20 protein-coding genes and 2 pseudogenes are annotated in these 21,288 nt (G+C 68.7%); 13 read left to right on the forward strand and 9 right to left on the reverse strand.

The features are described 5' to 3' along the window. Positions 1-33 precede the first annotated feature (33 nt). The 4 genes and pseudogenes from AAHM41_RS06055 to AAHM41_RS06070 form a co-directional block, all read right to left on the reverse strand. Positions 34-1,254: an aminotransferase-like domain-containing protein gene (locus AAHM41_RS06055; RefSeq protein WP_342235623.1), complete on the reverse strand. Its 1,221-nt coding sequence runs from the start codon at positions 1,252-1,254 to the stop codon at positions 34-36. A gap of 260 nt (positions 1,255-1,514) precedes the next feature. Further along, positions 1,515-1,756, reverse strand: a pseudogene (locus tag AAHM41_RS06060) (Tn3 family transposase); the annotation flags it as partial. A 754-nt stretch (positions 1,757-2,510) separates the two neighbouring features. Then, positions 2,511-5,096 (reverse strand): beta strand repeat-containing protein, encoded by a 2,586-nt coding sequence (locus AAHM41_RS06065; protein WP_342235624.1) that lies wholly within the window; start codon positions 5,094-5,096, stop codon positions 2,511-2,513. A gap of 315 nt (positions 5,097-5,411) precedes the next feature. After that, positions 5,412-5,860 (reverse strand): annotated as a pseudogene (locus AAHM41_RS06070) (transposase); the annotation flags it as partial. A gap of 237 nt (positions 5,861-6,097) precedes the next feature. On the opposite strand from AAHM41_RS06070, the gene AAHM41_RS06075 reads away from it, so the two are divergent. The 6 genes from AAHM41_RS06075 to AAHM41_RS06100 all read left to right on the forward strand — a co-directional run bounded on the left by AAHM41_RS06075 (position 6,098) and on the right by AAHM41_RS06100 (position 12,225). After that, the gene (locus AAHM41_RS06075) at positions 6,098-6,313 is read left to right on the forward strand and encodes a recombinase family protein (protein WP_342235625.1); all 216 of its coding nucleotides are present in this window, start codon (positions 6,098-6,100) and stop codon (positions 6,311-6,313) included. A gap of 320 nt (positions 6,314-6,633) precedes the next feature. Further along, positions 6,634-7,362, forward strand: a complete 729-nt coding sequence (locus AAHM41_RS06080; RefSeq protein WP_342235626.1) for a Tll0287-like domain-containing protein — start codon at positions 6,634-6,636, stop codon at positions 7,360-7,362. Positions 7,363-7,401: 39 nt separating this feature from the next. Continuing rightward, a complete protein-coding gene (locus AAHM41_RS06085; protein ID WP_342235627.1) occupies positions 7,402-10,161 on the forward strand; it encodes a response regulator in 2,760 nt (919 codons plus the stop codon). A 2-nt stretch (positions 10,162-10,163) separates the two neighbouring features. Next, positions 10,164-10,538, forward strand: coding sequence for a response regulator (locus AAHM41_RS06090; protein ID WP_342235628.1), 375 nt, complete (start codon positions 10,164-10,166; stop codon positions 10,536-10,538). Further along, positions 10,531-11,577 carry an adenylate/guanylate cyclase domain-containing protein gene (locus AAHM41_RS06095; protein WP_342235629.1) on the forward strand — a complete coding sequence of 349 codons (1,047 nt, stop codon included), beginning with the start codon at positions 10,531-10,533 and terminating at the stop codon, positions 11,575-11,577. Before AAHM41_RS06090 ends, AAHM41_RS06095 begins: the two co-directional genes overlap by 8 nt. 93 nt (positions 11,578-11,670) lie before the next feature. Then, positions 11,671-12,225 (forward strand): DUF3592 domain-containing protein, encoded by a 555-nt coding sequence (locus tag AAHM41_RS06100; RefSeq protein WP_342235630.1) that lies wholly within the window; start codon positions 11,671-11,673, stop codon positions 12,223-12,225. A gap of 31 nt (positions 12,226-12,256) precedes the next feature. Here AAHM41_RS06100 and AAHM41_RS06105 read toward each other — a convergent pair whose 3' ends face one another. Then, a complete protein-coding gene (locus tag AAHM41_RS06105; protein WP_342235631.1) occupies positions 12,257-12,490 on the reverse strand; it encodes a hypothetical protein in 234 nt (77 codons plus the stop codon). Positions 12,491-12,596: 106 nt separating this feature from the next. Between AAHM41_RS06105 and AAHM41_RS06110 the strand changes: the two genes are divergently transcribed. After that, on the forward strand, positions 12,597-13,679 hold the full coding sequence (locus AAHM41_RS06110) for a LacI family DNA-binding transcriptional regulator (protein WP_342235632.1): 1,083 nt from the start codon (positions 12,597-12,599) through the stop codon (positions 13,677-13,679). A 65-nt stretch (positions 13,680-13,744) separates the two neighbouring features. Beyond that, positions 13,745-14,035, forward strand: coding sequence for a hypothetical protein (locus tag AAHM41_RS06115; protein ID WP_342235633.1), 291 nt, complete (start codon positions 13,745-13,747; stop codon positions 14,033-14,035). A 23-nt stretch (positions 14,036-14,058) separates the two neighbouring features. Here AAHM41_RS06115 and AAHM41_RS06120 read toward each other — a convergent pair whose 3' ends face one another. Together AAHM41_RS06120 and AAHM41_RS06125 are read right to left on the reverse strand one after the other, a co-directional pair. Then, positions 14,059-14,733 carry a haloacid dehalogenase type II gene (locus AAHM41_RS06120; RefSeq protein ID WP_342235634.1) on the reverse strand — a complete coding sequence of 225 codons (675 nt, stop codon included), beginning with the start codon at positions 14,731-14,733 and terminating at the stop codon, positions 14,059-14,061. A 34-nt stretch (positions 14,734-14,767) separates the two neighbouring features. Then, positions 14,768-15,712 carry a 2-hydroxyacid dehydrogenase gene (locus AAHM41_RS06125; RefSeq protein ID WP_342235635.1) on the reverse strand — a complete coding sequence of 315 codons (945 nt, stop codon included), beginning with the start codon at positions 15,710-15,712 and terminating at the stop codon, positions 14,768-14,770. A 123-nt stretch (positions 15,713-15,835) separates the two neighbouring features. Here AAHM41_RS06125 and AAHM41_RS06130 point away from each other — a divergent pair, with 123 nt between their 5' ends. The 3 genes from AAHM41_RS06130 to AAHM41_RS06140 all read left to right on the forward strand — a co-directional run bounded on the left by AAHM41_RS06130 (position 15,836) and on the right by AAHM41_RS06140 (position 18,316). Then, complete coding sequence (locus AAHM41_RS06130; protein WP_342235636.1) at positions 15,836-16,375, forward strand: glutathione peroxidase; 540 nt, start codon at positions 15,836-15,838, stop codon at positions 16,373-16,375. Positions 16,376-16,770: 395 nt separating this feature from the next. Then, complete coding sequence (locus tag AAHM41_RS06135) at positions 16,771-17,067, forward strand: GYD domain-containing protein (protein ID WP_342235637.1); 297 nt, start codon at positions 16,771-16,773, stop codon at positions 17,065-17,067. 52 nt (positions 17,068-17,119) lie between these two features. After that, positions 17,120-18,316 carry a serine hydrolase domain-containing protein gene (locus AAHM41_RS06140; RefSeq protein ID WP_342235638.1) on the forward strand — a complete coding sequence of 399 codons (1,197 nt, stop codon included), beginning with the start codon at positions 17,120-17,122 and terminating at the stop codon, positions 18,314-18,316. Between the two features lie 382 nt (positions 18,317-18,698). Here the strand turns inward: AAHM41_RS06140 and AAHM41_RS06145 are convergent, their stop codons facing one another. Beyond that, positions 18,699-19,478: a gamma-glutamyl-gamma-aminobutyrate hydrolase family protein gene (locus tag AAHM41_RS06145; protein ID WP_342235639.1), complete on the reverse strand. Its 780-nt coding sequence runs from the start codon at positions 19,476-19,478 to the stop codon at positions 18,699-18,701. Between the two features lie 188 nt (positions 19,479-19,666). Here AAHM41_RS06145 and AAHM41_RS06150 point away from each other — a divergent pair, with 188 nt between their 5' ends. Next, positions 19,667-20,068, forward strand: a complete 402-nt coding sequence (locus AAHM41_RS06150; RefSeq protein ID WP_342235640.1) for an SET domain-containing protein — start codon at positions 19,667-19,669, stop codon at positions 20,066-20,068. Continuing rightward, positions 20,065-20,553, forward strand: coding sequence for a GNAT family N-acetyltransferase (locus AAHM41_RS06155; RefSeq protein WP_342235641.1), 489 nt, complete (start codon positions 20,065-20,067; stop codon positions 20,551-20,553). The genes AAHM41_RS06150 and AAHM41_RS06155 overlap by 4 nt, the downstream gene beginning before the upstream one ends. Before the next feature lie 81 nt (positions 20,554-20,634). Here AAHM41_RS06155 and AAHM41_RS06160 read toward each other — a convergent pair. Continuing rightward, positions 20,635-21,288 (reverse strand): helix-turn-helix domain-containing protein (locus tag AAHM41_RS06160; RefSeq protein ID WP_342235642.1); only part of this gene is annotated, 654 nt, incomplete at its 5' end.

Genomic DNA, 21,288 nt, shown 5'->3' on the forward strand with positions numbered 1-21,288 from the left:
AACAACAACTCACCGCTGCAGAAACCACCCGCCTCAGGCAGCCGCCTTCGCCGCGCCGGCGATCAGGCGGCCCAGCCGGCCGATGCCCTCGTCGATCGCCGCGGCGTCGGCCAGGGAGAAGGACAGGCGCAGCGTGTTGCCGTGGCTGCCGTCGGCGTGGAAGGCGCGGCCGGGGACGAAGGCGACGCCCTGGTCGACCGCCCGGGCCAGCAGCTCGGCGCCGTCCAGCCCCTCGGGCAGGGCCACCCAGATGAACATGCCGCCCTCCGGCCGGGTCCAGCTCACCCCCGCCGGCATGTGCCGCTGCAGCGCCGCCAGCATGCGGTCGCGCCGGTCGCGATAGGCGGCGCGGATCTTCGCCACCTGGGCCGGATAGGCGTGCTCGGCGGCGTGGTGCATCACCATCTGGTTGATCGTCGGGGTGTGCAGATCGGCCGCCTGCTTGGTCAGCACCAGCTTCTGCACCACGCCGCGGGCGGCGCAGATCCAGCCGATGCGCAGCCCCGGCGCCAGGGTTTTCGAGAAGCTGCCGCAATGGATCACGCGGCTGCGGTCGATGTCGCCCTTGGCCGCCACGTCCAGCGCCAGCAGCGGCGGCACGTCCGCGCCGTCATAGCGCAGCGCCTGGTAGGCCGAATCCTCGACCAGCGGGATGTCCAGCTCGTCGGCCAGGGCCAAGGCGCGCTCGCGGGCGGCAAGGCTCAGCGTCTCGCCCGAAGGATTGGCGAAGTCCGGCGTCAGATAGGCCAGCCGCACCCGGCTGCCGGCCGCCCTGGCCGCCGCGCGGTAGGCCTCCGGCGTGGCGTTGCCGTGCTCCGGCTCCAGCCGGTCGTAGCGCGGCTCGTATGCGTTGAAGGCCTGCAGCGCCCCGAGATAGGTCGGCCAGCCCACCAGCGCGGTGTCGCCGGGCGACAGGAACAGCTTGCCGAGATAGTCCAGCCCCTGCTGCGAGCCCGAGGCGATGACGATGTTGTCGGCGCCGCAGGGCACGCCGATCGAGCCCATGTGCCGGGCGATCCACTGCCGCAGCGGGGCATAGCCCTCGCTGACCGAATACTGCAGCGCGGTGTCGCCGGCGGCCAGCGCGGCCTCGTAGCCGGCACGGATGGTCTCGGCCGGGAACAGCGCCGGGTCGGGGATGCCGCCGGCGAAGGAGATCACGCCCGGCCGGTCCAGCAGCTTCAGCAGCTCGCGGATCTCGGAGGCGCGCATCCGGGCGGCGCGGCTGGCGTAATGGGTCTCGCCGATGGTCATGGTGTCTCTTCCTGAGCGTGGCGTCTGTCCTGGCGCCGTTCCCCAACCGAACCATAGCGGGCCGATTTATGTCAATGAGACTGCCCTATTTCATGCCAGAGTTGCGCAACATGCGGGGCAATTAGACATTTTGTTTCGAGCGGTGGCCGCCGTTCCTGTTGACGCTGCATAATGGGCCACGACACGAAAGTGATCAGATTGTCCGTATGGCGAGCCAGGTCCGGCCTCATATCGGTTCCGCGCTGGCCAATGTCCCCCAGCGCAGCCTGCAGATACCGGGTGTTCCACAGGATGACCGCCGAGACGGACAGATTTGGTCCCGGGGGCGCGGTAGGACTGGTTCTCAAAGCTTCGGTCGCGCCTCTCCGAGGCGGTTGAAGACGATGGCCCGCGCCGGGGCGTTGCGCGCCTCGTCCTTGTCGAGTCCGGCTTTGGCCCGTCGACGCAGCGCCGGATCGCGCAACCAATCCAGGGCGAAGATAGCCCGCTCGATGCGGCCGAGGGCTTCTGGTCCTTCAGCGGTGCGGACAGCGCTGTCCGGATCAGGTCCGTTTGACGGATCGCGACCGGAATGACCGATGACTCTCGGGCGACCTCAATGTGGGCCGCAGTAGGCAGCCGCTTTAGGACGGGAAGTCATCCTCTCCGGCAAAGCCGTCAGACATCCGAACCTCGCGCCGGAACGGACGTGTCCGGGCCAACCGGCCCTCACACTAGCATGACAGCTTTCGATATCGGTTCCAGCTGGATTGCCTTGCAACATTGCGCCACCTGATCCCAGAAGCCGGCGAGATCTGGGTCGCCATGCGCCCGTGCGGTATCGGCTCGCGCCTGCGTGTCGGTCAACGCCCACGCACCGCGACGCTGGACGAGCGTCACGGCAAGATCCCAGGGATCTTGCCCATCGGGAGGGAAGCAGGTCCTCGGCATGGTCCATGGTCCTCGCGGTGTGCGTCCGCCGTGCGGAGACTTAGCTATAGTCATTCGCCAAGACAAGAATTCACAAAATACAGAGCGCGGCTAGAGCGATCGTTCGAATAACGACGGCGACAGTCATGTGCCCCAACTGCTTCCATACATGCGGACGCCTATTAAGCCGACCAGGTGCAGCTCGCCGCGAACCACACGGTGGGGATTGAACGCGAGTTACAGCTGATTGCAGCCGTGGTAAGACCAGCGCAGCCTCGCGGATCCAACTCTCGATGGCGCGACGAGGATAACGGCTCGGGCGCACGAGACGCCCGAGCCGGCATAGGTTAGAGCATAAAGTCCGAGGCCTGCAGCGTGATTGCGCCGTCGAGGCGAATGTGGAAGTCCGAGGTGCCGTCGCCGTTGATGTCGCCGGCGATGGTGGTGACGCCGGGGCTGGTGACCGCATAGCGCAGCTGGCCGGCGACTCCAGTGTAGGCGGCGGTGCCGATGAAGCTGAAGGCCGTGTCGCCGTTCCCGGCATCGCCGTCGGCATCGATCATCCGAACCGAGATCACGTCCCCGCGTTGGAAGTCCTGGATCGTGTCGGCGGCCGAGATGGTGCTGTCGGAAACCGCTGTGTAGCTGAAGAAGTCCCTGCCGCTGCCGCCGTTCAGCGTGTCGGCGCCAGCTCCTCCCCGCAGGACGTCGTCACCGCCGCCGCCGTTGAGGATGTCATCCCCATCGAACCCGATGAGCGCGTTGCCCAGGGTGTTGCCGGTCATCACGTCGTCGTGGTTGCTGCCGTGTATGGTCTCGACGTCGTCGGCGATGGTGTCGCCCTCGGCCGTGCCGCCGGTGTTGACCCCGGTCTGCAGGTTGATCGACACGCCCACGGCACTCTCCCAGTAGCTGGCGATATCGTAGTCGGCACCGCCGGTCAGCTGGTCGGCACCGGCGCCGCCGCGCAGGATGTCGCCGCCGTCGCCGCCGGTCAGCCGGTCGTCGCCGGCCTCCCCCTGGAGGGTGTCCCAGCCGATGCCGCCGTCGACCTGGTCGTTGCCGTTGCCGCCATAGAGGATGTCGTTGCCGATTGCTCCCGCGACGGTGTCGTCGCCGCCTCCGCCGTTGATCCGGTTGGCGCCGATATCGCCGGACAGGGTGTCGTTGAAGATGCTGCCGCCCAGGTTTTCGATGTTGGTCAGGACGTCGCCTTCGGCGTAGCCGCCGGTGCCGGTGCCGGCCGCGAGGTCCACCGTCACCGCGGCGTCGGAGTTGAAGTAGCCGGCTGTGTCGAGCCCGTTGCCGCCGTCGATGGTGTCGGCGCCGGCGCTGCCATAGAGCATGTCGTCGCCGTCCCCACCGGTGAGGGTATCGTCACCGGCTCCACCGTCCAGCACGTCGATTCCATTCATGCCGCGGAGCTCATTGGCGGCCGCATCGCCGATCAGAGTGTCGTTGTGATTGGAGCCGCCGATCCGCTCGATGCCGACGAGGGTGTCCCCTTCGGCCTCGCCTCCGCTGCCCAGGCCGGTGACGAGATTGACCGATATGGCGGCGGTCGAGTCGGAATAGGTTGCGATATCGTTCCCATCGCCGCCGATGATCTGGTCGGCCCCTGCGCTGCCGATCAGCCAGTCGTCGCCGTTGCCGCCATTGATGGCGTTCGCGCCCGCGTCGCCAGAGAGACGGTCGCCAAATGCCGACCCGTTCAGGTTCTCGATCCCGGTCAACGTATCGCCTTCGGCGATGTCGCCAGTGCCGGTACCGAGTGCCAGATCGACCGTGACCCCGCCGGTCGCATGTCCATAGTCGGCGGTGTCGAGGCCGTTTCCGCCGATCATCGTGTCGCCGCCAGCGCGGTCATACAGGTAGTCGTCTCCGTCGCCACCATCGAGGATGTTGGCGCCGGCATCACCCTCAAGCAAGTCGGTGAAGGCGGTGCCCCTGAGGTTCTCGATATTGGTCAGCGTATCACCCGCCGCCCCGTCGAACATGTCACCCGTGGTCAGGCCGACGATGACCCGCATATCGCTGTTGCTATAGTCGGCCCAGTCGCTCCCGTCACCACCGTCGAGCGCATCGGCCCCGACGCCACCAAGCAGGGTGTCATCACCAGCCAAACCGGCCAGGAGGTTTCCGTTCGCGTTGCCGATAAGCCGGTCATTGTGGTCCGAGCCGAATGCACCGTCGAAGCCGGAGATCGTGTCCCCCTCGGCATCGCCGCCGGCAGCCGTATTGGCGGCCAGATCGACCGTCACGGCGGCCGAGGAGCCGGCATAGCTCACGCGGTTGAAGCCGGCGCCGCCGTCAATCACGTCGGCGCCCGCGCCGCCGTGCAGATCATCGTTGTCGTCGCCGCCGCTGATACTGTCGTTGCCTTCCCCGCCATAGAGGACATTCGCGCCAGCAGAGCCGACGAGAACGTCGTCGTGGCTCGAGCCGATCAGACGCTCGATGCTGACGAGAATGTCGCCCTCAGCGTCGCCACCAGTACCGGTGCCGGTGGCGAGATCGATCGACACGCCAGCCGTAGAACCCTCGTAGCTGGCGGTGTCCAAGCCGTCGCCGCCGTCGAGGGTATCAGCCCCCGCGCCGCCGGCGAGTACGTCGTTTCCATTCTCGCCGCGGAGCTCATTCGCGGCCGCATCGCCGATCAGAGTGTCGTTGTGATTGGAGCCGGCGAGCCGCTCGATGCCGACGAGGGTGTCCCCTTCGGCCTCGCCTCCGCTGCCCAGGCCGGTGGCGAGATTGACCGATATGGCGGCGGTCGAGTCGGAATAGGTTGCGATATCGTTGCCATCGCCGCCGATGAGCTGGTCGGCTCCTGCGCCGCCGATCAGCCAGTCATTGCCACCTAGAGCATTGATCGTGTCGGCATCGGGTGTGCCTGCAAGAAATTCATCGCTGTCGGTTCCGTTGATAACGGCCATAGTCCCTTCCCCTTCTCATGCGTAAGGCGCCGCGTCTGCGGCGCAGTGGTCACAGTTGTGGACTGTCGCGCTCCAGCGATCCGACCAGCAGAAGGCTGAGGCGATTAAGAGTGAGGGTGCCGAAATCGCGCCGGGACCGGCCGGAGTGACCCGGCTCCCAACCCTCTTTGCGTATGCACGGGCGGCACCATCGCTTGGCTGTAGGGGCTCAGCGTGCCACGAAGACCCAACATGCCCGCTACTCCGGTTGGTGCATACGCGATCAGCATCTAGCAGCGAATCGTCCAAAATTCGAGTAGAATATTCCTGAAACAGTTAATCCTGGGTCGGTTCTGCGCACAGTTGCCTAAGCCATAGGACGACAGCGGCGTTGGTGCGACGGCGAGGTCGGTTCTAGCGGCTTCTCGAAGCGGGTGGCAGCGCGCCGGAGCTGCTTGAGCTAGAAGCAGTGCTCGACGAGGTGGCGCTGGGCACAGAGATGTTTGTCGAGCGGATATTTCTGAGCACGGGATGGGTTGTTCGGGATGACCACGTCGGCGCCCTTGTCGGCGATCGCCTGACGGAGGCGGTCGCTGTCATAGGTGGCATCCGCCATGACGATCTCTGCAGGCAAGCCCTCGATCAGGGTATCGGCCTGCGGGATATCGCCCTTCTGGCCGGCCGTGAGAGCAAAGCGCACCGGAGGCAGCAGCGACCGCGCACGGCGAGATGGATTTCGGTACTCAGGCGGCACGGAACCGGCCATGGGCTTGATCTTCAGGCCCCCGGCTGCGTGCTGGTCGGAGCGGGTGATCCGGCTGAGTCGAGAGGAAGGTCCGCTCCAGGGGGAGCCGAAATTGCTTCGGACATCCGCAAACGGCGTCATAGCGGAGATGGTAAGCGCCCGTCCGCTCAACGGCCGTTTGACGGCCAGCTCGCGACGTGTCCGCCAACCAACCTTAGCGATGACTTTCCGGACAGATGGTTTGCCGGACGGGTTTTCGGACGGAAGCCGGTGCGGGATGCCGGAGATCGGCTATGCGCGGGTTTCGATGGCCGACCAGGATCCGGCATTGCAGTTCGACGCTCTTGCCGAGGCCGGTTGCGCCCGGGTGTTCCAGGACAAGGCGTCTGACGGCGGCTCCGGCCTTCGTACGGGAGGGCGACGCGCGGGAAGAACCTCGCCGTATGCGGCGCTCGGCGACGATGCCGTGAATGCCTCCGATCGCAGGACCTGACGGATTCCGCGTCCGCTCTTACCGACCGGACAATCTGATCACTTTCGTGTCGCGGCCCCATGAGGGGGTGTCGTGCCGATGCCGCCATCCGATGTACTCCAAAAGCGTTAGGGCGACGCCACTCGAGTAATCGCCGGATCGCCTCCGCCACTGTCTTGGTCAATCTTGCGCGCCAGAAGCAATTTCGTTATCCTGATATTGCAATACTTCCTTTCCTATCTTTGGGTCACGCGAATCGATTACTGCGGTTCTGCCTAAGGATCGAAATGGTTTGGGATCGCCGGCCGCTGCTTAGGATTTCCGGGGCGAGGAAGACGTTCGTGTCTCTCGTCCTGCTCGGCATGCTTGCCATCGGCCTGCCCCCGATCCTCGCGGCAGGCCAGGACGATGTCGACGCGGCGCTCAGCCTGGCGGAGTTCCTGCGCAGCGCCCGCACGGTGATCTCGGCGAACCAGGCCCGGATCAACGACCCGGGTCTCGGCGACAAGGGGCTGACCGGCGATGCCGTCGTCGAGGCGGCGATCCGGAACATGGTCGCGACCACCGGGGTCGATCCGCGCAAGGTCGATCCCGGGTCGGAGAAGGGCCGGCTGCTCGCCGCCATGGCCCTTGCGGTCAAGGAGGTGATGGATGCCAACCAGCCCCTGATCAACGAGAAGGGGTCGGGCTTCAAGGGCTTTGTCCCCGCCGTGTTCGCCCGGCTGGCGACCGAGCAGTTCCGGCGGGACCAGAGCGGCCGGGCCGAGATCAAGGTGACGGCGCCGCCGGAGTTGGTGCGCAACCGCAAGGCCTCGCCCGACGCGTTCGAGACCGATGTCATCCGCACCAGGTTCCAGTCGCCCGGCTGGACCAGGGATGCCGTCTACGCCGCGACGACCACCGTGAACGGGCGTCCCGCCACCCGTGTCCTGGTGCCGGAATATTACGGCGCCGACTGCCTCTCCTGCCACGGGAAGCCCAAGGGCGGGATCGACATCACCGGCTATCCGAAGGAAGGCGCGAGCCTGGGCGATCTGGGCGGCGTCGTCAGCGTCACCTTGTTCGACTGAGCCCGACCGGCGGTGGACCGCCGGTCGCCGAGGAGCGGCATGTCGCAGCTTTCGATCCGTACCCGGCTGGTCTCCCTGGCGGTCCTGCTGCTGGCGATCCTCACCCTGACCACGCTCTACCTGAACCGCCAGGTGGCGTCCGAAGCGGCGGCGCTGGCCGACGAGGCGCGGCTGGTCACGGTGCTGAAGACGGCCAACAAGGCGAACAAGGATTTCGGCGACCTCAAATACTGGCTGACCGACCTGGCCGTGAGCCTTCTCGTCCGGTCGGAGATGAACGCCCGCGCCGCCCGGGACCAGCTGGCGACCGACCTCGCCGCCCTGGACCCCTACGATCCCGACGGCGTCCGGTCGATCCAGGCCGAGATCGGGCCGCTGATGGACCAGGCGCTCAAGGCGGTCGAGGCCTACACCGACGACCAGCGCGTCGTCGGCAACGCGCTGATGTCGCAGACCCGCAACCACATCCTTGCCATCGATACTGCCCTGGCCGGGATGGTCGACCGGCTCGAGGACGAGGCGGTGGCCAAGCGCGACGCGGCAGCAAGCAATGCGGAGACGGCGGTGCAGCTGTCGCTGGCGGCCGGCGTCCTCGCCTTCCTCCTGGCGGCGGTGCTGACCGCGGTCATCGTCCGGTCGATCATCGGGCCGCTGCGCCAGCTCGAGCACGCCATGGCCGCGATCACCAGCGGCAGGCTCGACGTCGCGCTGCCGCCGGCCGGGCATGACGAGATCGGCGAGATGACCCGGACCCTCGGGCTGCTGCAGCGCAGCCTGGTCGAGCGCGACCGGCTGGAGCGCCAGCACCGTGAGGCCGAGGCCGAGGCGCAGCGGGCCCGGCGCCAGCTCGGCGAGGCGATCGAGACGATCTCCGAGGGCTTCGCCCTGTACGATTCCGAGGACCGGCTGGTGATCTGCAACAGCCGCTATCGCGAGATGTATGCCGGGGTCGATCTCGCGATCGAGCCGGGCATACACTACCAGGAGGTGATCCAGGCGGCCGCACAGGCCGGGATGATCCCGGACGCCAACGGCCATCTCGACGCCTGGCTCACGGCGCGGCTCGACCGCCACCACCATCCGGGCGGGGCCTATGAGCAGCGGCGGGCCGGCGGCCGCTGGCTGAAGATCAGCGAGCGCCTCACCGCCGACGGCGGCTGCGTCGGCGTGTTCACCGACATCACCGAGCTGAAGGCGCGGGAGGCGCAGCTGGGCGAGCTGGTCGACCGGCTGGCCGACGCGCGCGACCAGGCGACCCAGGCGACGCTGGCGAAAAGCCGCTTCCTGGCGAATATGAGCCACGAGCTGCGGACCCCGCTCAACGCCATCATCGGCCTGGCGGAGATGCTGGCGGAGGATGCCGAGGACCAGGCGCTGACGGAGTTCCGCGAGCCGCTGGACCGCGTCCTGCGCGCCGGCCGCCACCTGCTGGAGCTGATCAACGACGTGCTGGACCTGTCGAAGATCGAGGCCGGGCGCCTCGATCTGCATGAGGAGGAGATCGACCTCGCCGCCCTGGTCGCCGATCTGGCGGGCGCGTCGCAGCCGCTGGCCGCCCGCAACGGCAACCGCCTGGTGGTCGAGCGGCCGGCCGGGCTCGGCTCGATGCGGGCCGACCAGACCCGCCTGCGGCAGATCATCCTCAACCTGCTCAGCAATGCCTGCAAATTCACCGAAGGCGGAACGGTGACGCTGGCGGTGGCACGTGATGCCGAAGAGGGCTGGGTCCGGTTCCGCGTCTCGGACACCGGCATCGGCATGACCCGGGACCAACTCGGCCGGCTGTTCCAGGAATTCACCCAGGCCGACAGCTCGACCACCCGCAGATACGGTGGCACCGGGCTGGGGTTGGCGATCAGCCAGCGGCTCGCGGCGCTGATGGGCGGCACCATCGCGGTCGAGAGCGAGCCGGGCGTCGGCACCAGCTTCACCGTCCGCCTGCCGGCGGGCTCTGTCGTGACGGCGGAGGTGATCCCCGGGCCGGCCCCCGCGCCGGTGGGCACCGTCGCGACGATGCCGGACGCCGCGCGCGCCGTCGCCGACCGGGTCCTGGTGGTCGATGACGACGCCACGGTGCGCGACCTGATGCACCGCTTCCTCAGCCGCGAGGGCTTCGACGTCATCACCGCCGAGAGCGGCGCCGAGGCGCTGGCGGCCGCCCGGACGCAGCGCCCGTCGGTCATCACCCTCGACGTCCTGATGCCGGACATGGACGGCTGGAGCGTGCTGCAGGAGCTGAAGGCGGCCCCGGAGCTGGCGGGCATTCCGGTGATCATGGTCACGATCGTCGACGAGAAGCAGAAGGGCATCGCCCTGGGCGCGTCCGACTACCTCAACAAGCCGATCGACCGCGCCCGCCTCGCCGCGATCCTGGCCCGCCACCGATCCGCGGCCGCGGCGACGCGGCGGGTGCTGGTGGTCGAGGACGATGCCGCGGCCCGCATGATGATGCGCCGCCTGCTGATCGGCGAGGGCTGGCAGGTCGCCGAGGCCGGCGACGGCCGCGAGGCGCTGGAGCGGATGGGCCGCGAGCGGCCGGACCTGATCCTGCTCGACCTGATGATGCCGGAGATGGACGGCTTCGAATTCCTCGCCGCCTGCCGGAAGGTGCCTGAATTCGGCGGCATCCCGGTCATCATCGTCACCGCCGCCGACCTCACCGACCACGACCACCGTCGATTGAACGGCGGCGTCGAGCACATCCTGCAGAAGGCGGCCTTCGAGCAGCATGAGCTGCTGGCGCAGATCCGCCAGCTGGTCGGCCGCTATGCGACTGCCGCAACCCGGCGGAGGGCCTGAGCATGGCGACGATCCTCTATGTCGAGGACAACGAGGACAATGTCTACATGCTGTCCTCCCGCCTGAAGCGCCGCGGCTTCGACGTCATCGTCGCCCGCGACGGGGCGGAAGGGGTCGAGATGGCCGGCCGCGAGGGCCCGGATCTGGTGCTGATGGATCTCAGCCTGCCGGTGATCGACGGCTGGGAGGCGACGCGCCGGATCAAGGCCGCGGCCAGCGGCACCCCGGTGATCGCATTGTCGGCCCACGCCATGGCGGGCGACCGCGAGAAGGCCCTGGCGGCGGGCTGTGACGACTACGACACCAAGCCGGTCGACCTGCCGCGGCTGCTGCGCAAGATCGAGGTTCTGCTGGACAAGGCGTGGCGCGATGGCTGACCCGGCGGCCGCCATCCTGATCGTCGACGACGACGAGATGAACCGCTACACGCTGGCCCGCCGGCTGCGGCGGGAGGGCTACCAGGACCTGACCGAGGCGGCGGACGGCCTCACCGCCCTGGCCCTGCTGCGCAGCCATACCTTCGACCTGGTGCTGCTCGACGTGATGATGCCGGGCATGAACGGCTACGAGGTGCTGCGGACCTTGAAGTCGGACCCGGCGCTGCGCGGCATCCCGGTGATCATGATCTCGGCGCTCGATGCGGTCGACGGCGCCGTGCGCTGCATCGAGCTGGGCGCCGAGGACTACCTGCCCAAGCCGTTCAACCCAACCCTGCTGCGGGCCCGGGTCGGCGCGTCGCTGGACAAGAAGCGGCTGCGCGACCAGGAGGCGGCCCATCTCGACCAGATCCGGCGGGAGCAGGAGCGCAGCGAGCGCCTGCTGCACGCCATCCTGCCGCCTGGCGCGATCAGCGAGCTCAAGGCGACCGACAGGGTTGCGCCGCGGCGATACGAGAATGTGGCGGTGCTGTTCTGCGACATCGTCGACTTCACCGCCTATTGCGACCGCAATCCGCCGGAGCAGGTGGTCGCCGAGCTGCAGGGCCTGGTGGAGGCCTTCGAAGCCATCGTCGCCCGCCATGGGCTGGAGAAGATCAAGACCATCGGCGACGCCCTGATGGCGACGGCGGGGCTGCTGGAGGGGATCGAGGAGCCGCTGCCGGCCAGCATCCGCTGCGGCCTCGACCTGGTGGCGGCGGCCCGGCAGGCGAAGCCCGGCTGGGGCGTCCGCATCGGTATCCATCACGGCCCGGTGGTGGCGGGCGTGATCGGCCGGCGGCAGTTCCTGTTCGACCTCTGGGGCGACACGGTCAACACGGCGGCGCGGATCACCGCCTGCGCCAATGCCAATTCCGTGTTCCTGAGCGCCGCGCTGTGGCAGCCCATCCGCGACCGCTGCCGCGCCCGCAGCCACGGCCTCTACGAGCTCAAGGGCAAGGGGCAGCTCGAACTGGTCGAATGCGAGGGGATCGATTGAGGATTTGAGCGCCGGGATCGGCTTGGCGGCGCTTCGGCGCACGTCCATACTTGTGGGATAGTTGTCGCATTTCCCTGGTCGATTTCAGGCGCCATGACCTCTCATCTCGACGACACGTCCGCCCCGCGGCGCAGGAAGACTCTGTGGCGGATCGCTTGGGACGGCGGCCTGGTGTTCGGCCTGGCGCTGTTGCTGGGCAGCGGCTTCGTCGCCTCCGCCCTGCTGCCGGGGGCGCCGGACTCGATGGCGGTCTTTACCCAGCCGATCGGCGGGAGAGGGTCCTGGGCGGCGCTGGGTGTCATCACCCTGCCGCTGTCCCTCATGATGCTCGGGTATGTCGGACGGCACACGATGCGCCAATGGCGCCTGGTCCGGCACGGCGTCCGGGTGATCGGCCGGGTCGCCCGCACCGAACCGTTCGCGGCCGTTGCTCCGCAGCCGCCGAGTCCCGGAGCCCTGTTCAGCATCCGTCCCGAGCACCGGGTTTACATCCACTACCGCTTCCACGACGGGACGGGCCGGGAGCATGAGGGGCGGAGCAAGCCGAAGGCGCTGTGGCCGAGACCGGCGCCGGGGGACCCGATCGCCGTGCTCTACGATCCTCGCCGTCCGGGCAGCTCCGTGCCGGAGGCCGACCTGACGGTCTGAAACCGGCAGGCGACAACCCGAAACATGCGGCTCAGCCACAGCACGCCTTGCGCAGGGCGATGGCGGGAGCCGGCGCCGGCACCGACGAGCCGCGCCGGACGGCCGGCTGCGGCGCGGAGACGGCCGGACGCGCCGCGGCCTCCTGCTCGGCGGCGGCGAACGCCTCCAGCTCCGCCGCCAGCGACGGCGGCAGGTGGCGGAAGCGGCCGCCCAGGCGGATCTGCATCAGATGGGTGACCAGCGGGAATCCGGTCATGAGGGACATGACGGCCTCCTTTGAATCGATTTTTTGAATCGATTCATAATCGCCTTCCGCGACATCGTCGTCAAGGAGTTTTTGAATCGGTTCAAGATCGCGGCTAGGCTGAGGCATGCCCGAGGACGCCCCGACGCCCGACGCCCCGAAGCCGAAAGCGCGCCTGCGCGACATCGCCACTGCGGCAGGGGTGGCGCAGGGCACCGTCTCCAACGTCTTCAACCATCCCGAGCGGGTCAGCGACGCGATCCGCGCCAGGGTGATGGAGGCGGCCGAGGCGCTCGGCTATCAGGGCCCCGACCCGCTGGCCCGGATGCTGCGCACCGGCCACATCGGCACGGTCGCGGTGATGATCCCGGAAGGGCTCGGCTACGCCTTCGGCGACCCGGCGGCGCTGGCCCTGATCCAGGGAGTCGCCGCGGTGTGCGACGAGACCGGGCGCGGCATCTCGGTCTATGCCGCCGCGGATGTCGGGGCGGCGCGCCGGGCCCTGGCCTCGGCCGCGGTCGACGGCTTCATCATGTACTGCATGGAGGAGGAGCCGGGGGTCCTCGACATCATCAAGAGCCGCGGCCTGCCGGTGGTGACGGTCGACCAGCCGCTGGTCGAGGGCTGCCGCACCGTCACCGTCGCCGACCGCACCGGCGCCGAGGCCGCGGCCCGGCACCTGCTCGAGCTCGGCCACCGCCGGATCGGCGTGCTGTCGATGGAGCTGATGCCGGATTCGCGGGAGGGAGCGGTGTCGCTGCGCCGCATCCGCGACTCGATCTATGACGCCTGCCAGCAGCGGCTCCTCGGCTATCTCGACGTGCTGGCCGGGGCCGGCATCCCGCCCGGGCAGGTGGCGATCGAGGAATGCCTGTTCGAGGCCGAGTCGATCGAGCGCAGCATGCCGCGGCTGATGCGGCGTCAGCCGGGCATGACCGCGATCCTCGCCACCTGCGACCGGCTGGCGCTGTGGGCCATGGCGTGGCTGGCGCGGCAGGGCCTGTCGGTGCCGGGCGACGTCTCGGTGATCGGCTTCGACGACATCGCCGCGGCCGCCACCTCCCGGCCGCCGCTGACCACCATCCGCCAGCCACTGGTCGAGAAGGGAAGGGCGGCGGCGGAGCTGCTGATCGACCCGCGCGGCCGCCAGGAGATCCATTTCGGCACCGAGCTGGTGCTGCGCGCCTCGACCGGCCCGGTGAAGGGATAGCGCGGCGGGACGCATCGGCCTTGGCCGCAGCCGCGTGGCGCCCCATATATTGTATGGAGGTCGCCATGAGGACCCTGCTTCTGGCCGTCGGCATCGCGCTGGCGGGAACCACAGCGCAGGCCGGTCCGGCGGCTCCGGTCTGTGCGCCCTACGACGCCTTTGCCGCCGCCCTCCGAGACCAGGCCAAGGAAGTGCCGGTCGCCCGGATGCTCTCGGCCCAAGGTCACGTGATCGAGATCCTGGCCAGCCCCGGCGGCGGGACCTACACCATCCTGATCGTCACCCCCACCGGGCTGGCCTGCGTCGCCGATATCGGGCTCGCTTACGCGCCCGTGCCCGAGGGGCCGGCCGTCTGACCCGATCCGCGGGCGTGGCCGGCCTACGCCCCGACCAGCGCCGGCAGCGCTGCCAGCGACGTCACCTCGCGGTCCGGCGTACCGGGCAGGCGTTCCCGCGGCTGGCGGCTGCGGTTGCACCACACCACCTGCATGCCGAAGGCCGAGGCGCCGTAGGCATCCCAGCCGTTCGACGACTGGAAGGCGATCGCCCGTGCCGGCAGGCCGAAGGTGTCCAGCGCCAGCTGGTAGACGCTCGCATGCGGCTTGTAGACCCCGGCCTGCTCCACCGACAGCAGGGCGTCGAACTCCAGCCCGGCCCCGGCGACCAGGGCCTCGAGCATGCGGGGCGTGCCGTTCGACAGGATCGCCGTCTTCAGCCCGGCGGCGCGCAGCCGGCGCAGCACCTCCGGCACCTCGGGATAGGGATCGAGCGTCAGGTACAGCTGCATCAGCCGGTCGCGAAGATCGGGCCCATCGATCGCCAGCGCCTCCAGCGCGAAGTCCAGCGCGTCGCCGGTGACCTGCCAGAAATCGGCGTGGCGGCCCTGCACCGCCCGCAGCCAGGTGTAGGCCAGCTGCTTCTCGCGCCACAGCGCCGCCAGCGGGCCGGCCTTGTCGCCCAGCAGCTCGGCGCTGCGCCGGGCGGCGGAAGCGGTGTCGAACAGCGTGCCATAGGCGTCGAAGACGCAGGCCTTCACCCCGGTCAATGGCGTCATGACTGGCCTCGCTTCGTCGGCAATGGGCGGCCCATCATACCGCGTTGGTCAGCGGCCGGCCGGCGAAGAAATTGTCCAGGCTCTCGATCGTCATCCGGCACATCTCGCGATGGGCCGCCTCGGTCAGGCTGGCGATGTGCGGCGTCAGCACCACGTTCTCCAGCCGCCGCAGCGCCTCCGGCACCTCGGGCTCATGCTCGAACCCGTCCAGCCCGGCGCCGGCGATGGTCCCAGATTCCAGCGCCGCGACCAGTGCCGGCTCGTCCAGCACCTCGCCGCGGGCGATATTGACGATATGGCCCTGCGGCCCCAGCGCCTCCAGCACCGCCCGGTCGACGATGCCGCGGGTGCTCTCGTCCGAGCGGCAGGAGACGACAAGGATGTCCGCCCAATCCGCCAGCGAAGCCAGGGTGGGGTGCCAGGCCCAGGGCACGCCCGGCTTCGGGCGGCGGTTGTGGTAGGCCACCTCCATGTCGAAGGCGGCGGCGCGGCGCGCCACCTTCTCGCCGATCGCGCCGAGGCCGAGGATGCCGACCCGGCGGCCGCCCAGGCCGGTCGAGATCAGCTCCGGCGGCGCGGCGGCGCGGGTCCATTTCCCGGCGCGGAGATAGCGGTCGGCCTCGCCCAGCCGGCGCACGCTGGCCAGCAGCAGGGTCAGCGCCATGTCGGCGACGCAGGCGGCGCTAGCGCCGGTGTTGCTGGTGACGGCGATGCCTCGTTCCCGCGCGGCCGCCACGTCGATCCGCTCATAGCCCGAGCCGTAGCAGGCGATGATGCCGAGATTGGGCAGCCGCTCGATCAGCGCCCGGTCGATGCCGATCACGCCGATGGTGACGACGCCGCGGATGCGGTCGGCCTGGGGCAGCGGGTCGGCGGCGGCGCTCGCCCGCGAATGCTCGACCAGGTCGAAGCGCTCGCGCATCGGGCGCAGCGACGCCTCCGGCATGCCGGGGTGGAGGTGCAGGATCGTTTCAGGCACGGGCGGAGTTTCCATCGCCGGGGACCCATCCGTCCTAGCACGGCATCCGCCGGTCGGGCACCAGGGTCTTGCGCCCCGCGGCGCGGCGGCGCAGCCTTGAGCGATCCCGTCGGAGGTCCCCCGATGCTGGCCCGATTCATCGTCCTGGTGCTGATCATGATCGCGACTCCCGCCGCGGCCCGGCCGCTCGACTGGTCCGCCGTGCCGCTGCCGAAGCTGGAGGGCGGCGCCTTCGCCCCCGACGCCTTCGCCGGCAAGGTGGTGCTGGTGGTCAACACCGCCTCCTTCTGCGGCTTCACCAAGCAATATGCCGGGCTCGAGGAGCTGTGGACCCGGCACCGCGACGGCGGTTTCGTGCTGCTCGGCGTGCCGTCGAATGATTTCGGCGCGCAGGAGCCGGGCTCGGAAGGCCAGATCAAGGAGTTCTGCGAGGCCACCTTCGGCATCGACTTCCCGATGCTGGCCAAGCAGCCGGTGGTCGGCGCCGACGCCCATCCGCTGTACCTCTGGGCGGCGCAGCAGGATGCGGCGGCGGTGCCGAAATGGAACTTCCACAAGCTCTTGATCGGCCGCGACGGCACCCTGCTGGCCGCCTTCCCCAGCGGCGCCGAGCCGACCGGGCCGGAGGTGACAAAGGCGGTCGACGCGGCGCTGGCGCGCTGACCGGAACGGCCTGCCCGCCATAGCCCCGTCGAGGACCGGCACGGGGCGATCGGGCCGCAAGCGCCGATGTCACGGTCCCATCCCGGCTCGGCGGCAGATGCCATCCCTGAATTGTGCTGGTTTCATATGACATCCGCGGTCAGGAGGCGTAATATTCACAGCATACAGAAGTAAAAAATCTCATCATGGGGAGGAATTCTATGATAATCATCTTCAGGGAAGATCGGTCGGCATCTCCGAAGGAAGCTTAGGATCTTCTTTCGGTCGCCTCGAACGAGATGTGACGGGCGTCGGCATCTTCTTATCGTCTGCGGCCGGGCGGCGATCCGCTCGGCGCAATTCTCTTCGGCACATCTCGGTCCTTCGCTGCAACCACCCTCACCTGGGAGGCCCAGATGGCTGGCTATTGTCTGCTGATCAATTTCACGGATCAGGGGATCCGGACCATCCGTGACGGCGCCAAGCGCATCGATGCCGGGCGGGAGCTCGCCCGGCGGCTCGGCATCGAGTTCAAGGAATTGTCCCTCTGCATCGGGCCGTACGACATCATGATCCATGTGGATGCTCCGGACGACGAGACGCTTGCGAGATTCGTGCTCGCCGTCGGTTCACGCGGAAACGTCCGGACCACCACGATGAAGACATTCCCGGAGCAGGAATACCGGAAGATGCTGGGCAATCTTCCAGAATAGCAGACCTTGCGCCCGGCCTCGTCCGCAGGGTGTCCAAAGACTGGAGGAAACGATGACCAGCGTGTTGCGGGCCGCGGCCGATGCCGTGCTGAACCGGGTGGTCTCGGGCAGCCCGCGGGTGCCGGGTGTCGTCGCCATGATCACGGATCGGCGCGGTACCCTCTACGAGGGGGCGGCGGGCCGGCGCGTGCTCGGCCAGGATGCCGACATGGCATCCGACAGCGTCTTCGCCATGTTCTCGACGACGAAGGCCATTACCGGCACGGCCGTGATGCAATGCGTCGAGGAGGGCGAGCTCGACCTCGACGCGCCCGCGAAGACCTATACGCCGGATATCGGCAAGCTGCAGGTGCTGGACGGATTCGACGCGGAGGGCCGGCCGAAGCTCCGCCCGCCGAAGCGCGACATCACCACCCGCATGCTGATGCTGCACACCGCCGGCTTCGGCTACGATATCTTCAACGAGGACTACAACCGGCTGGCCAGAACCCATGGCCAGCCGAGTGTCACCACCGCGTCGAAGGCGTCGATCATGACGCCGCTGCTGTTCGATCCGGGCGACCGCTGGGAATACGGTGCCAACCTCGATTGGTGCGGCCAGATCGTCGAAGCCATCCGCGGCCGGCGCCTGGGCGACGTCATGCGGGAGCGGATCTTCGAGCCGCTCGGCATGACGGACACCGCCTTCAGCCTCACGCCGTCGATGCGCGCCAGGCTGGCGGGGATGCATCAGCGCGAGGCCGATGGCTCGCTCACGCCGATCCCCGGTTTCGAGCTGCCGCAGGACCCGGAACTCCACATGGGCGGGCACGGGCTCTATTCGACCGTGGGCGACTATTGCCGCTTCATCCGGATGTGGCTGAACGACGGGGCAGGGGAGAACGGGCAAGTGCTCCGGGCGGAGACCGTCCGCGCCGCGGTGGCGAACGGCCTGGGCGACAAGAAGGTCAAGAAGCTGCCGGGCGTCATCCCGTCTTTGTCGAACGACGCGGAGTTCTTCCCCGGCATGCCGAAATCATGGGGCTACAGCTTCATGATCAACGACGAGGACGCGCCGACCGGCCGTCCGTCCGGCGCGCTCGGCTGGGCGGGGCTGGCCAACCTGTTCTACTGGATCGACCGCAAGAACGGCATCGGCGGCTTCTGGGCGACGCAGATCCTGCCCTTCGGCGATCCCGTGTCCTTCACCGGCTATATGGATCTCGAGACGGCCGCCTACCGGAGCCTAGCCACCAGGAAGGCGGCGTAGGACCCTCCGGGCCGACGGGCCATCTGTCTACGATCTATCCGGTTCGGACCCGTCTCCGACCTCTCCCGCAAGCGGGAGCTTTTCAGAACACCGCCGTTTGGGCCGGCCTATCCTTTTATCCTCCCCCTCCCCTTGCGGGAGGGGGGCAGGGGGAGGGGTTTGGCGCCGATGGAATTGACGTTGAGCGTCACCACCGGCCTCGCAGAAATCCTGGCTAATTCCACGCCGCCCTCCGTCATCGACACCCCCCTCCCCTCTCCCGCGAGGAGAGGGGGAGAGTGGAAAGCATGCGTCGGTTCAAGTGATCGAATTCTGAAAAGGTCTCGCAAGCGGGAGAGGCAACGACAATCGCTGCGATGGGACGGGCAGGATCCGGTCCAGACTATTCCGCTGCGGCGCGGCGCCCGTCGCGGTCGGCGGCGTAGCGGCGGACGGCCTGGCCGAAGGCGGCGAACAGCGCCACCGAATCCGGGTTCTCGCGGAACTTCCATTCCGGGTGCCACTGGGTGGCCAGGCCGAAATAGGGCGCGGCCTCGATCCGCACCGCCTCGATCTGGCCGTCCGGCGCCGTCGCCTCGACCGTGAGGCCGGCACCCAGCCTGTCGATGCCCTGGGCGTGGATGGTGTTGACCATGGTCTCGGCCTTGCCGAACAGCGCCGCCAGCGCGCCGCCCTCGGCCAGCGCCACCGGATGGGCCGGGCCGTACTGCAGCTCGACCGGCTTGCTCTCGTCGGCGCGGTGGTCGGCGCGGCCGGGCAGGCGCTCGACATGCTGGAGCAGGGTGCCGCCGCAGACCACGTTCAGCTCCTGCAGCCCGCGGCAGATCGCCAGCACCGGGATGCCGCGCTCGATCGCCCGGCGGATCAGCGGCAGGGTGGTGGCGTCGCGCTCCGGGTCGTGCAGCGTGCCGGCCTCGCTGGCCTCGCCGCCATAATGCTGTGGCTCGACATTCGAGACGCTGCCGGTGACCAGCAGGCCGTCCAGCCGATCCAGCACCGCGTCGACATCGTGCCAGCCGCCCAGCGCCGGGATCAGGAAGGGCAGGCAGTCCGCCCCCTCCGACACGGCGCGGATGTACTTGTCGCCGACCGCATGGAAGGGATGGACCCCGAGCGGCTTGACGCAGGCGGGGATGCCGACGACGGGACGGGATGCGGGCATGGGCAGGCTCCTGGACCGGTGCCTCATATTTCGCCGCGGAGGCCGGGTTCGACCAGCCCCGCAGGGGCGGGAATGGCCCTGCGGCCCGCGCATGGCTCGGCCCGCCGCAACAAGGCCTTGTTTGCCCTCTTCCGGCCGGCCGCAATCCGTGGTTATAAGCGAGTCAAAGAGCGAGAGCGGGGGGCCCCATGTTCCTGGTTCCGACCTATGTCGCGCCCAGCACGATCCACGGCCTGGGCGTGTTCGCCGCGGTGCCGATCGCCCAGGGCACGCCGATCTGGCGGTTCGAGCCGGCGGTCGACAAGGTGGTGCCGGAGGAGGTGGTGGCCGCGCTGCCCGAGGTGCCGCGCCGCTTCTTCGAGACCTACGCCTATCTGTCGCCGGACTTCCCGGGCGGCTATGTGCTGAACGGCGACGACGCCCGCTTCCTGAACCATGACGACGAGCCGAACACCGACAATTCCGGGCCGGCGACCCTGGCGGCGCGCGACATCGCGGCGGGCGAGGAGATCACCTGCGACTACCTCGTCTGCTGCCTGGAGGAGCGGGAGGGCCCGCTGGCGCGCCGGCTGGAACCGGCGGAGTCGTGACCGATCTGGTGCTGCGGCCGATCCGCGAGGCCGATCTCGACGCCGTGCGCCGGCTGCAGGCCGACTCCTTCTCGGCCCTCGCCGGCGACATCCACAGCCCGGCGCAGATCGCGGCGCATGTGGCGCTGATCATGGCGCCGGACTATGCCAGGGAGCTCCTGTCCAACAACGTCCTGGTGGCCGAGGCGCCGGGCGGCGCGCTGGTCGCCACCGCCGGATGGTGCCGGGTGCCGGACGATCCGGCGGCAGCCCGGATGCGCAAGGTCTTCGTCGCCCCGGACCGGGCCGGCCAGGGCCTCGGCCGCCGGATGGTCGAGGCGGCGGAGGACGCCGCCCGTGCCGCCGGCTTCCGCCGCTTCCGGGTCCGCGCCAACGCCAATGCCGAAATCTTCTACGCCAGGCTCGGCTACCGCCCGGTCGAGCGCGGCGAGATGCCCACGGCCAGCGGCGTCGCCCTGCCGACCGTGATCATGGTCAAGGGCTGACCGCCGATACGAAGGGCTCGACCCTGAGCGGGCGATCGCAGGCGGCCCGCTCCATGAGCTGCCGTCCGGCACGCATTGCCGCTAGGACGAGCGGTTCGCCGGCGGCGCCGAGATGATCAGATAATATTCAGCCGGCTTGGCGGCGCGGTTCTCGAACCAGTGTTCGACGTCCGCCTCGAAATACAGGCAATCACCCTCGCTCAGCACCGTCTCATTGTCCGTGGTTGCGACGACCACCTGACCCTGGAAGACAATGACGTGCTTGCCGGCCGCCGGCTGGTGCGGCGGCGAACGGCCCGTCGACGTGTTCGCCGGCAGATGGTGAAGAACGACCTCGACGGTCATGCCGGGCATGTTCGGCGACAGCAGGGAACGCTCGAACCCCGTCTCCGGATCTCGAAACACCTGACGCTGATCCTTCGTCACGAGCGCGAAGGTGCGGCGCGTCGGCGACTCGTCACCGACAAGGGAAGAGAATGAGGCGCCGAGAGCGTGCGCGATCTGCTTGGCTATGCCGATGGTCGGGCTCTTCTCTCCACGTTCGATCTTGGACAGCATCGCCCGGCTCACCCCGGACAATTTGGCGAGCTGTTCAAGTGTGAGATTCTCTTTCTCGCGGGTTGTGCGGACACGGCCGCCGAAAGCGCCGGCGGCATCGCGTGCTCCGGGCCGGGATTGTTCAGGGCTGCTCAAGTGGCTCCGCTTTCCGCTCGCGTGCTTCAGCGGCCATCCTAG

This window comes from Inquilinus sp. OTU3971 (genome assembly GCF_038440215.1).

Bases quoted from the DNA above. Each gene is read 5' to 3' on its own strand.
- AAHM41_RS06145 (WP_342235639.1), bottom strand. From the start codon at position 19,478: ATGCCCGCATCCCGTCCCGTCGTCGGCATCCCCGCCTGCGTCAAGCCG.
- AAHM41_RS06120 (WP_342235634.1), bottom strand. From the start codon at position 14,733: ATGACGCCATTGACCGGGGTGAAGGCCTGCGTCTTCGACGCCTATGGC.
- AAHM41_RS06110 (WP_342235632.1), top strand. From the start codon at position 12,597: ATGCCCGAGGACGCCCCGACGCCCGACGCCCCGAAGCCGAAAGCGCGC.
- AAHM41_RS06140 (WP_342235638.1), top strand. From the start codon at position 17,120: ATGACCAGCGTGTTGCGGGCCGCGGCCGATGCCGTGCTGAACCGGGTG.
- AAHM41_RS06115 (WP_342235633.1), top strand. From the start codon at position 13,745: ATGAGGACCCTGCTTCTGGCCGTCGGCATCGCGCTGGCGGGAACCACA.
- AAHM41_RS06150 (WP_342235640.1), top strand. From the start codon at position 19,667: ATGTTCCTGGTTCCGACCTATGTCGCGCCCAGCACGATCCACGGCCTG.
- AAHM41_RS06135 (WP_342235637.1), top strand. From the start codon at position 16,771: ATGGCTGGCTATTGTCTGCTGATCAATTTCACGGATCAGGGGATCCGG.
- AAHM41_RS06105 (WP_342235631.1), bottom strand. From the start codon at position 12,490: ATGTCCCTCATGACCGGATTCCCGCTGGTCACCCATCTGATGCAGATC.
- AAHM41_RS06055 (WP_342235623.1), bottom strand. From the start codon at position 1,254: ATGACCATCGGCGAGACCCATTACGCCAGCCGCGCCGCCCGGATGCGC.
- AAHM41_RS06130 (WP_342235636.1), top strand. From the start codon at position 15,836: ATGCTGGCCCGATTCATCGTCCTGGTGCTGATCATGATCGCGACTCCC.
- AAHM41_RS06100 (WP_342235630.1), top strand. From the start codon at position 11,671: ATGACCTCTCATCTCGACGACACGTCCGCCCCGCGGCGCAGGAAGACT.
- AAHM41_RS06095 (WP_342235629.1), top strand. From the start codon at position 10,531: ATGGCTGACCCGGCGGCCGCCATCCTGATCGTCGACGACGACGAGATG.
- AAHM41_RS06075 (WP_342235625.1), top strand. From the start codon at position 6,098: ATGCCGGAGATCGGCTATGCGCGGGTTTCGATGGCCGACCAGGATCCG.
- AAHM41_RS06090 (WP_342235628.1), top strand. From the start codon at position 10,164: ATGGCGACGATCCTCTATGTCGAGGACAACGAGGACAATGTCTACATG.
- AAHM41_RS06085 (WP_342235627.1), top strand. From the start codon at position 7,402: ATGTCGCAGCTTTCGATCCGTACCCGGCTGGTCTCCCTGGCGGTCCTG.
- AAHM41_RS06065 (WP_342235624.1), bottom strand. From the start codon at position 5,096: ATGGCCGTTATCAACGGAACCGACAGCGATGAATTTCTTGCAGGCACA.